Genomic DNA, 15869 nt, shown 5'->3' with positions numbered 1-15869 from the left:
AATTACAAATGTATTGATTTTTTATAATTTGTCAAATAAGATTATCCGAATACCCCGTCCCCAATTAAGAAAAAGACATAAAAGGAGAACAAAATGAACAAGTTATCTTGTTTTGTTGCCATTACCCTCATCGGCTCTTCCATGAGCATCGCCCACGCCGAACCTAAAATGAACGGTACCATATACATTATGACCGAGGTCGAGCACAACAATAAAACCGGCGTAACCAATACAACCATTTCCGATAAAAGTTCCAGTCTTTATCTCTCCGATGAAGTACGACTCAACAACGACTTATGGCTGAAATGGCAACTTGGCTCCTTTATTTACTTCGATTCCGACCGCTGGGGCGGCTGGGGTACTGCCGACTCATACGTCGCTCTCAACAGCTACAAAAACCTTGGCACCGTCAAAATGGGTTACATCAGTACGCCCATGAACAGCATTTATCTGAACCCGTTCGACACCAACAGCTCGATTTTGGAATTCGGCAAAATTTCCCGCTTCGGCCAACGTCGCGTTTCTATGGCTTATGAGTCTCCTTGGAAAAACGGTTTCCAATTCAAATTCAACGTTTCCCCAGGTTCCAATGCCGCACGCAACAACAACGACTGGAATCCGGACAAAAAACGAGACGGCGACTGGGTTTTCGGCTGGGGTGTGGACTACAACCACCCAAACAACGGCTTTAACGCCCACTACGCTGCCGAATACGCACCCAACGACTCTCCGACCGAAACCAAAGACTTCCAAGCCCATGCATTCATAGCCGGATACAGCAAAGACAAAATCTCCGTCGATGCCGCGTTCCAATACGCCAAAAACACTTGCGACGGCTTCAGCTGCTGGGGCGTATGGAAAGATGCGGCAGGCAACGTAGCTGGTTCTTACGACAAAGAAATCAACAACACCAAAGAGTTTATGGTGTCCGGCTCATACAAAGTAGGCAATTTCAAACCTCAAATCGGCTTCGCCTACGGTAAAAGCTCTATCGGCGAAGACTACAAACACGTTGCCGTCAGCACTGATTACAGCTTCTCCAAACGGACAACTGCCACACTCGGCGCCGGCTGGTTGAAAGAAAACGTCAATCCGAAATACGACAAAGATTTGCCGAAAAAATCTTCTTACGCAGTGGGCATGGTATTTAAACACCGCTATTAATGCCTGACAGATTAAAGGCCGTCTGAAACAATTTGTTCAGACGGCCTTTTCTACATCCTATAAATAAACTTGCAGCCCACCTTAAAAATCATTACATTGCCCACACTCAAGCAACAAAAACGTCATCATGAACGCCCACCGCACCCTCATCATCTCTGTTTTTATCGTCGCCAGCTGCGGCCTCGCTTACGAGCTCATCATCGCCGCGCTTGCAAGCTATCTTTTGGGCGACAGTATTTTGCAGTTTTCCTCCGTCATCGGGCTTTATCTGTTTTCAATGGGTATCGGCGCGCACCTGACCCGCTACATCAAAGACGAAGACGTGTTGCACCGCTTTATCGAAATCGAACTTCTGGTCGGCATCATCGGCGGCATTTCCGCGCTGGCATTATTTGTGGCCTTCGGTTTATCCGCCGCCCCGTTCCGCACCCTACTCTACGCTTTTGTACTGATTGTCGGCATGGTTGTCGGCATGGAAATTCCTTTAGTCATGCGCGTGTTAAACCAAAAAGGTGCGGAATTTAAAGAACTCGTTTCCAAAGTATTGACCTTCGACTACTTGGGTGCACTTGCCGTCTCGTTATTATTTCCGCTCCTGCTCGCCCCCAAACTCGGCATGGCGCGTTCCGCCCTCTTGTTTGGCATTTTCAACGCCGCCGTTGCCTATCTGACTGCACGCGTTTTCAAATCCGAATTACCCCGCTATCACGCCATCCGTACACGTGCGTTTATCGTATTGACCGCGCTCATTACACTCTTTGCCTACGCCGACCGTATCTCTTTCAAAGCCGAACAAAGCTATTTCGGCGACCCCGTCGTCTATCAAAGCCATTCGCCCTACCAACGGCTGGTCGTTACACGCTGGAAAGACGACACCCGCCTCTATATCAACGGCAACCTGCAATTCTCCTCACGCGACGAAGCACGTTACCATGAAGCACTCGTTCTGCCTGCCATGCAGATGGTGCCGAACGCCGAACGCGTCCTGATTCTTGGCGGCGGCGATGGATTAGCGGCACGCGAAGTCTTAAAATATCCGCAGATCAAAAATGTTACTTTGGTCGATCTCGACCCCGACATGACCGCCACCTTTAAAACCTCTGCCACCTTGAGCGCGCTCAACCAAGGTTCGCTGTCCCATCCCAAAATGCACGTCGTCAACGACGATGCCGCCAAATGGCTGGAAAGGTCGTCTGAAAAATTCGACGTTATCATCATCGACCTGCCCGACCCGTCCAATTTCTCGCTGGGCAAACTCTACTCCGTCCCCATGTACCGCCTCGTCGCCCGCCATCTTCAGCCGCAGGGCAAAATCGTCGTCCAATCCACCTCGCCCTACTTCGCCCCCAACGCCTACTGGTCGGTCGTTGCCACCCTCGAAGCGGCCAAGTTGAATACCGCACCCTATCATGTTTACGTCCCCTCCTTCGGCGAATGGGGATTTGTGCTGGCAGGGTTTGACCAAAGCTTCCCCATTCCGCAAAAATTCGACGTACCCACACGATATCTCAATGCCCAGACTGTTGCCGAAATGTTCCGCTTTCCGCCCGATATGGCAAGGCGCAAGGTGGAAGCAAATTATTTGAACAACCAAATTCTCGTCAGTTATTTTGAAAGCGATTGGAACAATGTGATGCGATAGAATATCTAAAGGCCGTTTGAAACATCTGCCTTCTTTTTATCTCCGTTCAGACGGCCTCATCGCCCGTTTACCCTTTTTCACACAGCATTTGCTTGAAAAAATAAGGTTTATCTTTATCTAGATAGAAGACAATCGACACTATCCGTTGAATGAAGGAACAAACACTTATGCAGTATTTTGGAATCGGTTTTTTGGTTTTAATCTTTTTGGAAATCATGTCCATCGTCTGGGTTGCCGACTGGCTTGGCGGCGGTTGGACGCTGTTTGTGATGGCTCTCAGCTTTATCAGCGGTATCTTTATGCTGCGCCATACCGGCATCTCCGGCTTATTGCTCGCAGGCGCAGCCGTCCGCAGCGGACAAAACATTTCCCTCTATCAGATGCTGTGGCCGATTCGCTATACTGCCGCCGCGGTTTTCCTGCTCAGCCCCGGCTTTATTTCAACCGCCGTTGCCCTGCTCTTGCTGATTCCATTTAAAGGTAACGCGGCCGTTTCTTCTACGCAGTCTTTCCAAAGCCGCCAGACTTACAGCTCCGCCAAAGATGATGAAGATATTATCGAAGGCGAATATACGGTTACGCGCACCGGCAAAGCCGACAAACCGCAAGACTATATCGAACACAAACCCGATTGACGACTTCCTTCATAAAAGGCCGTCTGAATTAGGAATACCTCAAAAGTGTTTAATATTTCAGACGGCCTTAGTCATTTCCGGACTTTGAAAATGTAAATATCAGTTTGTAATTCGGTTATTCCGCATAATTCATTTAAAATAAGCAACTATTTTGATTCTAAAAACGACACGGTATCCAATGAACGTTCAACGTCTTTTCCCTCTCTCCCTCAGCTTGATTACCGCCGCTGTTTTATCGGCGTGTGCCACCCAAAACACACCGACTGCTTCGAAAAGCGAAACCGTCGTTCAGCCTAAATCCACTTCTATTCCTTCACGCCGCGCCGACAGCGAGTCCAAAGTCCTGTCCGATTACAGCCAATACCAAAGCGCCATCGATGCCGCCAAACGCGGCGACGATGCTTGGGTACAACAATTTTTATCCCAAGCCAGCGACAGCGCAATGGCTGAAAACGTCCGCAACGAATGGCTGAAAACCTTGGGCGCGCGCGGCCAATGGGATTTGTTCCGTCAAGAATTCAGTAAATTGAACGCCGCCGGCGTCGCACAAGAAGTGCAATGTTATGCCGATTTGAGCAGCGGCAATTACAGCAAAGCCGCCGAGCTGGTTCGCGTGACCGGCAAACTGCCTGCCGGCTGTACCCGCTTGGTTGAAAGCGCGGTAGCTTCAGGCCGTCTGAACACCAACGACGCATGGCGTCGCGTGCGCGGCTTGTTAAGCAACAGCCAAACCACAGATGCACGCAACCTCGCCGCCGCATTGGGCAGCCCCTTTGAAGGTGGCACGCAAGGTGCGACCGAATACAGCCTGTTGAGCGTGATCGGCAAAGATGCACGCAAATCCGCTTCTGCCGCCGCCACCCTATCCGACATGGAATCCGGCCTCAGCCGCGAACAACGCAGCTTCGCATGGGGCGTACTGGGCCACTACCATGCACAAAGCCAAAACATGCCGACTGCTTTGAGCTACTACGGCCGCGTTTCCGACCGCAAACAACTGACCGACGAACAATTGGAATGGTACGCACGCGCCGCTTTGCGCCTGCAACGTTGGGACGAATTGGCAAGCGTGATTCAGTATATGCCTGAAAAACTGCAAAAAGACCCGACATGGCAATATTGGCTGGGCCGCAGCTTCGCTGCACAAGGTAAAAGCAGCCAAGCCAAAGAAATGTACGAAAAAGCCGTCGCTTCCGGCCGCAATTTCTACGCCGTAATGGCAGGTGAAGAATTGGGCCGCCGCATCAATACGCGCAACAACGTTTCTGATGCCGATGCCAGAGACGTCCGCCGCATGAGCGAAGACGGTGCCATCAAACGCGCATTGGTTCTATTTAAAAACAGCCAAAGCAACGGCGATTCCAAAATGCGCCGTCAGGCACAGGCAGAATGGCGTTTTGCCACTCGCGATTTCAACGAAGACAACCTGCTGACTGCCGCACAAGTCGCTTTTGACAACCAGTTCTACGACATGGCAATCAACAGCGCCGACCGTACTGACCATAAACTCAACTACAAACTGCGCTATCTCTCGCCATTTAAGGATATTACCGTCCGCTATGCCGCACAGGCAGGCGTTGACCCTGCATGGGTTTACGGTTTGATTCGCCAAGAGAGCCGCTTTGTCATGGGCGCTCAATCCAGCGTCGGCGCACAAGGCCTGATGCAGGTCATGCCTGCAACCGCCCGCGAAATCGCCGGTAAAATCGGCATGAGCAGCAGCGAACTCTACACCATGGACGGCAATATCCGCATGGGTACTTGGTATATGGCAGATGCCAAACGCCGCCTGCAAAATAACGAAGTAATGGCCACCGCAGGCTACAATGCCGGCCCCGGCCGCGCCCGCAACTGGCAGGCTTCTTCGCCTTTGGAAGGAGCCATCTACGCCGAGACCATCCCATTCACCGAAACCCGCGACTACGTGAAAAAAGTCATGACCAACGCGACTTATTACGCGTCATTGTTCAACGAACCGCAAACTTCGTTGAAACAACGTATGGGTACGGTTCCCGGTCGTTATTAAAACCAAATAGGCCGTCTGAAAAGTGAGACAGAATCAAACGTTCAGACGGCCTGCAATCTTGACAGACTATCGGGTTTATAAGATAATCTCCCAATTGTTTCTGACCGAAAAGGTCACTTGCACGGCAAAAGCCGACTTGTTAGGAGGTGATGTTTACATCACGGCGCGTATCCCGCCCTGCCCTAGGCAAACCCGCGATACAACAACTATCCCATTATGACAAACCGTCCTCTATTTCTTAAAACGGTTTGATTGAACAAAATTTAAAGGAAATAAAATGCCTGCTATTCGTGTTAAAGAGAATGAACCATTTGAAGTTGCCATGCGCCGTTTCAAACGTGCCGTAGAAAAAACCGGTCTGTTGACCGAACTGCGCGCCCGTGAAGCGTACGAAAAACCAACTACCGAACGCAAACGCAAAAAAGCTGCTGCAGCCAAACGTCTGCAAAAACGTCTGCGCAGCCAACAACTGCCTCCTAAAATGTACTAATTACAGGCCTGCCCTGTGATAAACGACACACCGCAAGGGCAGCTTTGCGGTGTGTTTTGTTTTTCAGACGGCATCTTTTTATATAAAGTGAGAACATTATGAGCCTAAAAACACAATTAACCGAAGACATGAAAACCGCCATGCGTGCCAAAGACCAAGTGTCTTTAAGCACCATCCGCCTGATTAATGCCGCCATCAAACAATTTGAAGTAGATGAGCGCACTGAAGCCGATGACGCAAAAGTCATCTCTATCCTGACCAAAATGGTGAAACAGCGCAAAGACAGCGCCAAAATCTATACCGAAGCCGGCCGTCAAGATTTGGCTGATAAAGAAAACGCGGAAATCGAAATCCTCAACCGCTACCTGCCGCAAATGATGTCCGCAGAAGAAATCAAGACTGTCGTTGAAGCAGTCATTACAGAAACCGGTGCATCAGGCATGGCCGATATGGGCAAAGTTATGGGCGTACTGAAAACCCGTCTGGCCGGCAAAGCCGACATGGGCGAAGTCAACAAGATTTTGAAAGCCGCATTGACTGCTTAATCATCAATAATCAAAAAGGCCGTCTGAAATATTACTTTCAGACGGCCTTTCTTATTGTGCTAATCAAGCAGCAGTTACTTTACTTTCATGACGCAACAAAGTAATTAAATCGCTGATACGTTTTTTCATGGAACGGCGATCGACGATTTGGTCGATTGCACCCTTCTCCAACAAGAATTCTGCACGTTGGAAACCTTCCGGCAGGGTTTCGCGTACAGTCTGCTCGATAACGCGCGGACCTGCAAAACCAATCAGAGCATTTGGTTCTGCCAAAACCACATCGCCCAAGAAGGCAAAGCTGGCAGATACGCCGCCCATGGTCGGGTCGGTCAATACGGAAATAAACGGCAGACGTTTTTCAGTCAGCAAATGCAAAGCCGCGCTGGTTTTCGTCATCTGCATCAAAGAATTCAAACCCTCCTGCATACGCGCACCACCGGAAGCCGCCACGCAAATAAACGAACAATTATCTGCAACAGCACGGCGCACACCCTGCACGAAACGCTCACCCACTACCGAACCCATGGAGCCGCCGATAAAACGGAATTCAAAAGCAGCCACCACGACAGGCAGGCCGTTCATGGTACCTCTCATAACGACCAAAGCATCGTCTTCGCCGGTTGCTTTACGCGCAGCAGCGAGGCGATCCGTATATTTCTTGCTGTCTTTAAATTTCAGCGGGTCTGTCGGTTTAATATTGGCTGCAATCTCTTCACGGCCTTCTTCATCCAAAAGCAGATCCAAACGTTCGCGCGCAGAAAGCGGATTGTGATGGTTACATTTCGGACAGACTTCGCTGTTTTGTTTCAACTCGGTTGAGTAAACCGTTGCCGAACAAGACGGACATTTGTGCCACAGACCTTCAGGGACGCTGGACGAACTGCTTCGGTTTTTAATTTTCGGAGGAAGAATTTTATCTAGCCAGCTCATGAATGACTCCTTAGGATTCAGAATTCAGACGGCCAGTTGAACGTAAGGCCGTCTGAAACAATAGAATGGAAAAATTTAGCGAATCGCGTCTTTCAACTCTTTAACCAACGCGCCTACTGCTTCAGCCTCGCTACCTGCGTGGCTTTCAATCTCTTTGACGATACGGCTGCCGACAATAACAGCATCCGCCACCGCACCAATCTTACGCGCACTCTCCGCATTATTGATGCCGAAGCCGACACCAATCGGAATATCGATGTATTTGCGCAAAAGCTCTATTTTACGCGAAACTTCTTCAGTGTCCAAACTTGCTGCACCGGTTACACCTTTGAGCGATACATAATACACAAAACCGCCGGCCACTTTGGCAATAATTTGAATACGCTCCTCAGTTGTCGTTGGCGCAATAAGGAAAATACAATCAATACCTTGTGCTTTCAACGACTCATGTAAAGGCGCAATGGTTTCTACCGGAGAATCCACGGTCAACACGCCATCAACGCCTGCTTCGGCAGCCGCTTGCGCAAACGCCTGATACCCCATTTTATGTACAGGGTTCAAATAGCCCATCAAGACAACCGGCGTTTTATCATTGGTTTGGCGGAACAAGCGCACTGTTTCCAATACGTCATGCAAGGAAACATGATTTGCCAACGCCCTTTCAGCCGCACGTTGAATAGTCGGGCCATCCGCCATCGGGTCAGAAAACGGCACACCCAGTTCCAAAATATCAGCACCATTAGCCACCAGGCTATGCATCAATGCCAAGGTTGTCTCAAGGCTGGGATCACCCACCGTAATATAAGGAATCAGTGCTTTTGCGCCATTGAGCGCTGAGAAAGTTTGTTGGATTCTGCTCATTTTCTGCTATCCATTTCATCGATTTGAATGTTGTCCGGCGGCCTGTTTATTCTGCCGTTACATTTGTTTTAAAAACCTCAGTCTGCCATGAAAAGGCGGCATCTATCCGCATTATCTAATGACTGTTTCTTCCCAATCGGCAAACAAGAGGCTAAGTATAACATTTACGGCTATTTCATAGAATCATTTGCAATCAAGATTCTGATATTTTGAAAGCAATATAAAACAATAAAGGCCGTCTGAAAATCATTCAAACAGCCTTTATTAGAATCAATTATGCAAATCTTTGTATGCCTTCGCACTTTTGATTAGAATTTCCCTATCGATTACAGCTCGACATGGTGATTTTGTTGTTCAGAACCCAGATGACGCTCCAAATCAGACAAAATCTGCATCAGACCATGACGCACTTCTTCTGCATTGGCGGCAGGATTGCCGTTTGCATCCAAAGCACCACGGCTGAACGTATCGATATATGGTTCAAACGTATCTTTCAGTTTCAACAACTTAACTACATCTGAGCGCGTATATCGATCGCCACCGTATCCAATCACAACATTATTTTCATGTTGCCATTGGGCAAACTGAGCCGGGCTGATTTGCACCAATTGGCACATCTCATCCAACGTAAAATAACGCTTGGCAGGAATAACCGGATTATTGTTGTTTGTCATAGTAATGCTCCACCATGCCTTTGAGTTTTTGACTGGCATGGAAAGTTACCACACGGCGTGCGGTAATCGGCACTTCTTCACCTGTTTTAGGGTTACGGCCAGGGCGTTGAGGTTTGTCGCGCAATTGGAAATTGCCGAAACCGGAAATTTTAATTTCTTCACCACGCGCCAAAGTGCTGCGGATTTCTTCAAAAAAGAGCTCGACGATTTCTTTGGCATCATTCTTGGTGACGTTGCTGACTTTGTCGACCAAAATATCAGCCAATTCTGCTTTAGTTAGTGTCATGTGTTTACCTTCATTCAAACTGGTGCAATTATTACCAAAATTCTTTTAAAAATCAAGTCCTCACCAAAAAATTAAATATTATTGGCGATTTTTGGCGACAACTTTTGTCTTATGTTAAGCGCGAAGCTGTGCGTCTTTTTCGGCTGCCGCTTTAATCATTTTCGCAACCAAAGGCTCGATGACTTCATCTGTCAGCGTGTTTTCCATATCTTGCAAAATGATTTTGACGGCAACGCTCTTCATGCCTTCAGGCACGCCCGTACCGCGGTAAACGTCAAACACGCTGATTTCTTGAACCAGCTTGTTCGCCGCCGCTTTCAGGGCATTTAACAAATCATCATGCGTTACAGCCTCAGGCATTACAAATGCCAAATCTCGGCGTGCAGGTTGGAATTTGGATACGGACTGATAACGGGTTTTCTCACGACCCAATACCGCATCCATATCGATTTCAAACACCAGCGGCGCTTGCGGAAAATCATATTTTTGCAGCCATTTCGGATGCAACTCGCCCACAAAACCAACTACTCGGCCGTCTGAAATAATATTGGCGGCACGTCCAGGATGCAATGCCGGATGTTCGGTTTTAACAAAAGATACCTCTTTGTTTTTCAAAAGACTCTCAACATCGGCTTTCATATCGTAGAAATCCACGTTACGTGTTTTCTCGCCCCATTGCTCAGGCAGCACAGAGCCATACCACAAACCGCCGATACGTTCGTTTTGAACAAATTGATCAGCCGAATCTTTGCTGAACACACGGGCAATCTCAAATACGCGTACACGGTTTTGCTTACGGTTCAAATTGTTTTGCAAAACTTCCACCAAACCGCCGATAAGCGTAGAACGCATGACGGCATACTGCGCCGCCAACGGATTTTGCAGGCGGATAGGATTGGTATTGGCAGCAAAGTCTTGCTCCCATTGCTCATCCACAAACGCATAGCTGACCACTTCGCGGTAACCGCGTGCCGCCATTTCGTTATAAACCGCAAAACGCGGGCGTTTGGTTTCAGGCAAAGCCAACATTTTCAGACGGCCTGAAGTATAGTCGTCAGGAATATTTTCATAACCGTAAACACGGCCGATTTCTTCAATCAAATCGGCTTCAATCTCGATATCGAAACGGAAGCTAGGAGAAGTAACACGGAAGCCTTCTGCGGTTTTCTCAGGCTGCAAACCCAAGTGTTGCAAGATAATTTCGACTTGCTCGGCAAGAATTTCAACGCCCAATACCGTTTTCAGACGACCTAAACGCAATTCAACCTGTTTTGCCTCAGGCAATTTTCCTTGTGCTTCAACCATTTCACCGGCTGCACCACCGCAAATCTGCACCACCAATTCGGTAGCACGCTCAATAGCATCAGCTTGCAAGCAGTAATCCACGCCACGCTCAAAACGGAAAGAAGAATCCGAGCCAAAACCATATTGACGGGATTTACCGGCAATAATCTCCGGAGCAAACCAAGCTGCTTCCAACACAATATTTTGCGTCTTATCAGAAACCGCGCTTGCCTCGCCGCCCATCAAGCCGGCCAAGCTCAACGCACCTTTTTCATCAGCGACCACCAGTGTATTGTCAGCCAAAGTAACCGTCTTCTCGTTCAGACACGCCAAAGTCTCGCCATTTTGAGCACGGCGGACAATCAAACTGCCTGACAGCTTGTCAGCATCGAAAACGTGCATAGGCTGACCGATTTCCAGCATCACATAGTTGCCGATGTCCACCAATGCGGAAATGCTGCGGATACCGCTGCGCTCCAAACGTTGTTTCATCCAATCAGGGGTAGCCGCTTTCGCATTGACATTTTCAATCACGCGACTGATAAAACGGCCACAGTCAGCCGGTGCATCAATACGGACAGCCTGTTTTTTCTCACTGCCGATAGAGGCCGTCTGAATTTCAACAGGCGTAAACGCACATTGAGTCAACGCAGAAACCTCACGCGCAATGCCCTTAACACTCAAGCAATCAGCACGGTTAGGCGTAATTTTCAATGTAAACAGCGTATCGTCCAAATCCAAGTATTCACGGATATTGGTACCGATAGGCGCATCTTCAGGCAGAATGTGCAGACCGTCTACACCATCATCAGGCAAACCCAGTTCATTGGTCGAACACAGCATACCGTTTGATGGCACACCACGCATTTTAGTCGGCTTAATTTTAAAGTTACCCGGCAAAACGGCACCCGGCAACGAACACGGCACTTTAATACCCGGCTTGACATTCGGCGCACCACAAACAATCTGAACCAACTCGCCCGTACCGGCATCAACTTGGGTAACGTTCAAACGGTCTGCATCAGGGTGTTTTTCAACGGATTTTACTTCGGCAACAACCACACCACTGAAAGCAGGGGCGGCAGTATCGATTTCTTCCACTTCCAAACCGGCCATGGTCAAAAGATGTTCCAGTTTATCGGCAGAAAGATCAGGATTGGCTTGGGTTTTCAGCCATGAGTAGGAGAATTGCATGGTTTAACTCTCTTTTTATGAAACCGTATGAAAATATTTAATATTTCAAACAGCATATACTGCAAATTTTTAAAAAGTAAATATCTACTAATTCATTTAATTAAAAAGAAATTTCGTATATTTCTTGAATTGTATCTTGATTATAAATTCGTTGGTCTGTTTCAATAACTCTAATACTCTCACTTTCCGAAATATGAATAAGTTTCAACTCTTCTATTAAAGTATCATATTCCCCTGTATGAGCTAGCACAAACGAATCAATTCCCATATAACTGTTAGAGTCCCTTCTTCGAGCAACGACTTCAGACTCAGACAAAGTTAAAACATAACATTTTGCCTGTCTATGAACATACTTGGTTGCCATAGCCTCTAAATCTGCTTGTTTCCAACGTTCTCTTAAAGTTGTTTTGGCACTAATTGTTATTGGTGTCTTTCTGTTATACAAAACAATGTCTAAATTAACATTAGGAACAAAGGCTAATTTGGCTTGAGTATAGATGGGACTAATATTTTCTCTTAACAATGACAAAATAATTAACTGCTCGAACACCCCTCCATTTATAGATTGATTATTTTCATATTCTTCTTTATATTTTTCCCAATAATTTCTAATAAACTCACTTGCCAACCAATTTGGCTGAATAGGATAATTATGAATTAACTCCTTAACAATCCTTTGTATTTTGCCACTGCTCATAGTATTAATCCTTAAGCCCAAGTTTTATTAAAATCCGCTCAGCTGTAGCCTGAATCGCTGGCACAGCAACCGAATTACCAAATTGTTTGTATGCGGAAGCATCTGCAACCGGGATTTTAAATTCTTCAGGAAACCCTTGCAGCCTTGCCCATTCGCGCGGAGTCATTTTTCTGATTCCTTCACGGTTTACCTCGCCTTTGATATTGGTGGTCGGAGTAAAATCGGTAATACGCTTGTCGATTACCAAATTCCGCTCCCTTCCCATACCGCCGACGACAATCGCATTGGCAATCCCGTCATCGGGAATAATTTCATATCCGAACCCATTACCCTTTTCCTCATGCCTTTGTTTGTGTTTTCTTAAAGTATCGATGTATTGGGTGGACAAATAATATTTTGTTGGCACGGTATCTTTTTCCCGTATATCCTTAAAGGCTACCTGAATTCCTGTCGGTTCGGGATATTCGAAATCTTTAATATTGGTATCTCCCCGAAAGCCGACAATAAAAATCCTTTCGCGGTTTTGCGGCACGCCGAAATCCTTTGCGTTGACAATTTTCGGCTCGGGTACAAAATACCCCAAATCTTCCCTCAGAGTATTCAATATCGTCTGCAACGTCCTGCCTCGGTCGTGATTGGTCAGTCCTTTTACGTTTTCCAAAAAGAATGCCTTGGGACGATGCCTGCGGATAATTTCCGCCACATCGAAAAACAATGTGCCGCGCGTATCTTCAAACCCCCCGCGCCGACCGGCAATCGAAAAAGCTTGACAGGGGAAACCCGCACACAGCACATCAAATTGCTTCGGAATGTATTGTTTGGTTTCTTCCAGAGTAATATCACCGAACGGTACTTCCCCGAAATTGGCTTCATACGTCTGTTTGGCTTTCTCGTCCCACTCACTCGAGAACACACATTTTCCGCCCAAGTTCTGCATCGCTATGCGGAAGCCGCCAATACCTGCAAACAAATCGATAAAGGTAAATTTGGGCTTCAAGGCCGTCTGAAAAGTACCACTGTTTTCAAAAAGGCAGTATTGCGCTGCTTTTTCTTCCAAATATTCGCCTTGATTACTACCCTTAATTTCGTTTTTGTAAATCAATTCTTCTTGCCCGGATGATTTCTTTGACTTTTTCTGCACAGCTGGTTGTATCTTTAACGACATCGTTACTCCAAAAACGTAAAACCGTCCAGCCCTCGGCTTTCAGACGGCCTGTTACTTCTATATCCCTTTGGATATTGCGCTCAATTTTGGCAATCCAAAACTCACGATTTCCCTTTATTTCCGCTTTTTTCTGTTCCCAATCCTTACCGTGCCAGAATTCTCCATCGACAAATACGGCAACTTTATATTTTTTAAACGAAAAATCAGGTTTCCCAAAAATGCTTCCGCTATTTTTCCGATACCTGAGCCCTAAAGCCCACATCGCCTTTGCCAATGCAAGCTCAGGTTTCGTCCCTTTACTTTTGTTGGCACGCATACATTTTTTGCGCTGCTCTGGGGTTAATTTATCCATTGGGATTATTTGAAATTTATTTAAACTGCTTCAAAAAGTTCAAATCATTATCGAAGAACAGGCGCAAGTCATTCACGTTGTAACGCAGCATAGCGAAGCGGTCGAGACCAATACCAAAGGCGAAACCGGTATATTTTTCAGGATCGATATTGACGTTTTTCAACACGTTAGAATGTACCATACCGCAACCGCCTACTTCCAACCATTTGCCGTTTTCACCCATGATGTCGATTTCGGCAGAAGGCTCGGTAAACGGGAAGAAAGACGGACGGAAACGTACTTGCAAGTCATCGCGTTCAAAGAAGCGACGGATAAAGTCAGTGAACACTGCTTTCAAGTCGGCAAAAGTTACGCCCTCTTCTACCCACAAACCTTCGGCCTGATGGAACATAGGCGAGTGAGTGGCGTCACTATCCACGCGGTAAACGCGACCGGGAGCAATAATGCGGATAGGCGGCTCTTTTTTGTCGAGCATATAGCGGATTTGAATAGGCGAAGTGTGTGTGCGCAAAACGTCGCCGTTTTCAACGTAGAAGGTATCTTGCATTGCACGCGCAGGGTGATTTGCAGGAATATTCAAGGCTTGGAAATTATGGAAATCGTCTTCGATTTCAGGGCCGTCCGCCACTTCAAAACCCATACCGTGAAACAGCTCGACCACACGTTGCAAAGTCAAAGTAACTGGATGCAAACCGCCATATTCTTGCGCACGGCCCGGCAAAGTAATATCCAAGGCTTCTGCAGCCAATTGGGCTTGCAGCTTGGCTTCATTCAGGGCATCGCGTTTGGCATTAAAGGCCGTCTGAAACTGATTTTTGCATTCGTTGATGTGCGCGCCTATGGTTTTACGTTCTTCAGGAGACATTTGACCCAAAGTTTTCAAAAGTCCGGTCAATTCGCCGGTTTTACCAAGATAGCGTGCTTTAATTTGTTCTAAGGCATTGAAGTCTTGCGCGGCTTCAATAGCGGCAATACCTTCCGCAACGATACGGTTTACATTTTCCATGGTGGTTTATCGTCTGTTTGTTGATGGCAGGTCGTCTGAAACAACAAAGCCGTCTGTTGGATTTGATTGCAAACCCGTTCAGACGGCCTTTTGTCTTATTGCGGCCAATCCGTTTGATAAGAGAGGCCTATTTTATCGCAAATTAGTATAAAAAAATAGAGTTTAAAGAAAGAAAATCAACTACATAGGATTTCTTTAAAAAAAGGAAAAAGGAAGCATAAGCTTCCTTTTTAAATAATCTTATCGAATTAAGCAGCCAAAGCAGCTTTAGCTTTTTCAACCAATTGTGCAAATGCAGCTTTGTCGAATACAGCCAAATCAGCCAATACTTTGCGGTCGATTTCGATAGCAGCGCGTTTCAGGCCGTTCATGAATTTGCTGTAAGACAGACCATTTTCACGGGCACCTGCGTTGATACGAACGATCCACAGTTGACGGAATTGACGTTTGCGTTGGCGACGGTCACGGTATGCGTATTGACCGGCTTTCATTACCGCTTGTTTGGCAACACGGTAAACGTTTTTACGACGACCGCGGTAGCCTTTGGCTAACGCGAAGACTTTTTGGTGACGAGCACGAGCGGTAACACCGCGTTTTACGCGTGGCATATTCTAAACTCCTTAAGCGTAGGGCAACATTTTAGCAACAGAAGCCAAATCGCGTGAATCAACCATAGCGGTGCCGCGCAATTGACGTTTAGTTTTAGTGGTTTTTTTGGTCAGGATGTGACTTTTGAACGCATGACCGCGTTTTACACCACCGTTACCCAGTACTTTAAAGCGTTTTTTCGCGCTAGACTTGGTTTTCATTTTAGGCATTGGAAAACTCCATTCGTTATTAGATAAGGTATAAGGGGTTTTGAAATAAATTTCAAACACTTGGAACCCAAAATACCACGGTTTTTGCCGCTAATTAAAC

Annotated in this window: 17 protein-coding genes; 6 read left to right on the top strand and 11 right to left on the bottom strand. The window is 47.0% G+C overall.

Going from position 1 to position 15869, the window contains the following annotated elements; genetic code table 11:
* The first annotated feature begins 93 nt into the window (after positions 1-93).
* The 6 genes from ACTHSQ_RS09690 (at position 94) to ACTHSQ_RS09665 (ending at position 6502) form a co-directional block, all read left to right on the top strand.
* Entirely contained in the window at positions 94-1164 is a 1071-nt protein-coding gene (locus ACTHSQ_RS09690) for a porin (RefSeq protein WP_440371569.1), read from the top strand.
* Between the two features lie 124 nt (positions 1165-1288).
* Entirely contained in the window at positions 1289-2806 is a 1518-nt protein-coding gene (locus ACTHSQ_RS09685) for a polyamine aminopropyltransferase (protein ID WP_440371648.1), read from the top strand.
* Positions 2807-2973: 167 nt separating this feature from the next.
* The gene (locus tag ACTHSQ_RS09680) at positions 2974-3441 is read left to right on the top strand and encodes an FxsA family protein (protein WP_039864096.1); all 468 of its coding nucleotides are present in this window, start codon (positions 2974-2976) and stop codon (positions 3439-3441) included.
* Positions 3442-3619: 178 nt separating this feature from the next.
* Positions 3620-5467: a transglycosylase SLT domain-containing protein gene (locus ACTHSQ_RS09675; protein ID WP_440371570.1), complete on the top strand. Its 1848-nt coding sequence runs from the start codon at positions 3620-3622 to the stop codon at positions 5465-5467.
* A gap of 277 nt (positions 5468-5744) precedes the next feature.
* Positions 5745-5957 carry a 30S ribosomal protein S21 gene (gene rpsU, locus ACTHSQ_RS09670; protein WP_003680926.1) on the top strand — a complete coding sequence of 71 codons (213 nt, stop codon included), beginning with the start codon at positions 5745-5747 and terminating at the stop codon, positions 5955-5957.
* A 98-nt stretch (positions 5958-6055) separates the two neighbouring features.
* Positions 6056-6502, top strand: coding sequence for a GatB/YqeY domain-containing protein (locus tag ACTHSQ_RS09665; protein ID WP_137040542.1), 447 nt, complete (start codon positions 6056-6058; stop codon positions 6500-6502).
* Between the two features lie 63 nt (positions 6503-6565).
* Here the strand turns inward: ACTHSQ_RS09665 and accD are convergent, their stop codons facing one another.
* The 11 genes from accD to rpmI all read right to left on the bottom strand — a co-directional run bounded on the left by accD (position 6566) and on the right by rpmI (position 15769).
* Positions 6566-7432 (bottom strand): acetyl-CoA carboxylase, carboxyltransferase subunit beta, encoded by an 867-nt coding sequence (accD, locus tag ACTHSQ_RS09660; RefSeq protein ID WP_440371571.1) that lies wholly within the window; start codon positions 7430-7432, stop codon positions 6566-6568.
* Positions 7433-7507: 75 nt separating this feature from the next.
* Complete coding sequence (trpA, locus tag ACTHSQ_RS09655; RefSeq protein ID WP_440371572.1) at positions 7508-8293, bottom strand: tryptophan synthase subunit alpha; 786 nt, start codon at positions 8291-8293, stop codon at positions 7508-7510.
* A gap of 326 nt (positions 8294-8619) precedes the next feature.
* Positions 8620-8967, bottom strand: coding sequence for a hypothetical protein (locus tag ACTHSQ_RS09650; RefSeq protein ID WP_063076401.1), 348 nt, complete (start codon positions 8965-8967; stop codon positions 8620-8622).
* Positions 8951-9253, bottom strand: a complete 303-nt coding sequence (locus tag ACTHSQ_RS09645; RefSeq protein ID WP_003680933.1) for an integration host factor subunit alpha — start codon at positions 9251-9253, stop codon at positions 8951-8953. Before ACTHSQ_RS09645 ends, ACTHSQ_RS09650 begins: the two co-directional genes overlap by 17 nt.
* 114 nt (positions 9254-9367) lie before the next feature.
* Complete coding sequence (gene pheT / locus ACTHSQ_RS09640; protein WP_440371573.1) at positions 9368-11731, bottom strand: phenylalanine--tRNA ligase subunit beta; 2364 nt, start codon at positions 11729-11731, stop codon at positions 9368-9370.
* 100 nt (positions 11732-11831) lie between these two features.
* Positions 11832-12428 (bottom strand): hypothetical protein, encoded by a 597-nt coding sequence (locus ACTHSQ_RS09635; protein WP_070749647.1) that lies wholly within the window; start codon positions 12426-12428, stop codon positions 11832-11834.
* Positions 12429-12432: 4 nt separating this feature from the next.
* The gene (locus ACTHSQ_RS09630; RefSeq protein WP_070749648.1) at positions 12433-13530 is read right to left on the bottom strand and encodes a DNA cytosine methyltransferase; all 1098 of its coding nucleotides are present in this window, start codon (positions 13528-13530) and stop codon (positions 12433-12435) included.
* Positions 13508-13945 carry a very short patch repair endonuclease gene (locus tag ACTHSQ_RS09625; RefSeq protein ID WP_070749649.1) on the bottom strand — a complete coding sequence of 146 codons (438 nt, stop codon included), beginning with the start codon at positions 13943-13945 and terminating at the stop codon, positions 13508-13510. The genes ACTHSQ_RS09630 and ACTHSQ_RS09625 overlap by 23 nt, the downstream gene beginning before the upstream one ends.
* Before the next feature lie 16 nt (positions 13946-13961).
* Positions 13962-14951 carry a phenylalanine--tRNA ligase subunit alpha gene (gene pheS, locus ACTHSQ_RS09620; protein ID WP_440371574.1) on the bottom strand — a complete coding sequence of 330 codons (990 nt, stop codon included), beginning with the start codon at positions 14949-14951 and terminating at the stop codon, positions 13962-13964.
* Positions 14952-15199: 248 nt separating this feature from the next.
* Entirely contained in the window at positions 15200-15559 is a 360-nt protein-coding gene (gene rplT, locus ACTHSQ_RS09615; protein WP_003675502.1) for a 50S ribosomal protein L20, read from the bottom strand.
* Between the two features lie 12 nt (positions 15560-15571).
* Entirely contained in the window at positions 15572-15769 is a 198-nt protein-coding gene (gene rpmI / locus ACTHSQ_RS09610; protein WP_003675505.1) for a 50S ribosomal protein L35, read from the bottom strand.
* Between the last annotated feature and the right edge of the window lie 100 nt (positions 15770-15869).

The sequence above is a fragment of the Neisseria sp. P0009.S008 genome (assembly GCF_051958615.1).
Taxonomy (GTDB): Bacteria; Pseudomonadota; Gammaproteobacteria; order Burkholderiales; family Neisseriaceae; genus Neisseria; species Neisseria subflava.
The sequence above is the reverse complement of the archived record's forward strand: the minus strand, read 5'-3'. Positions and strand labels throughout refer to the sequence as shown.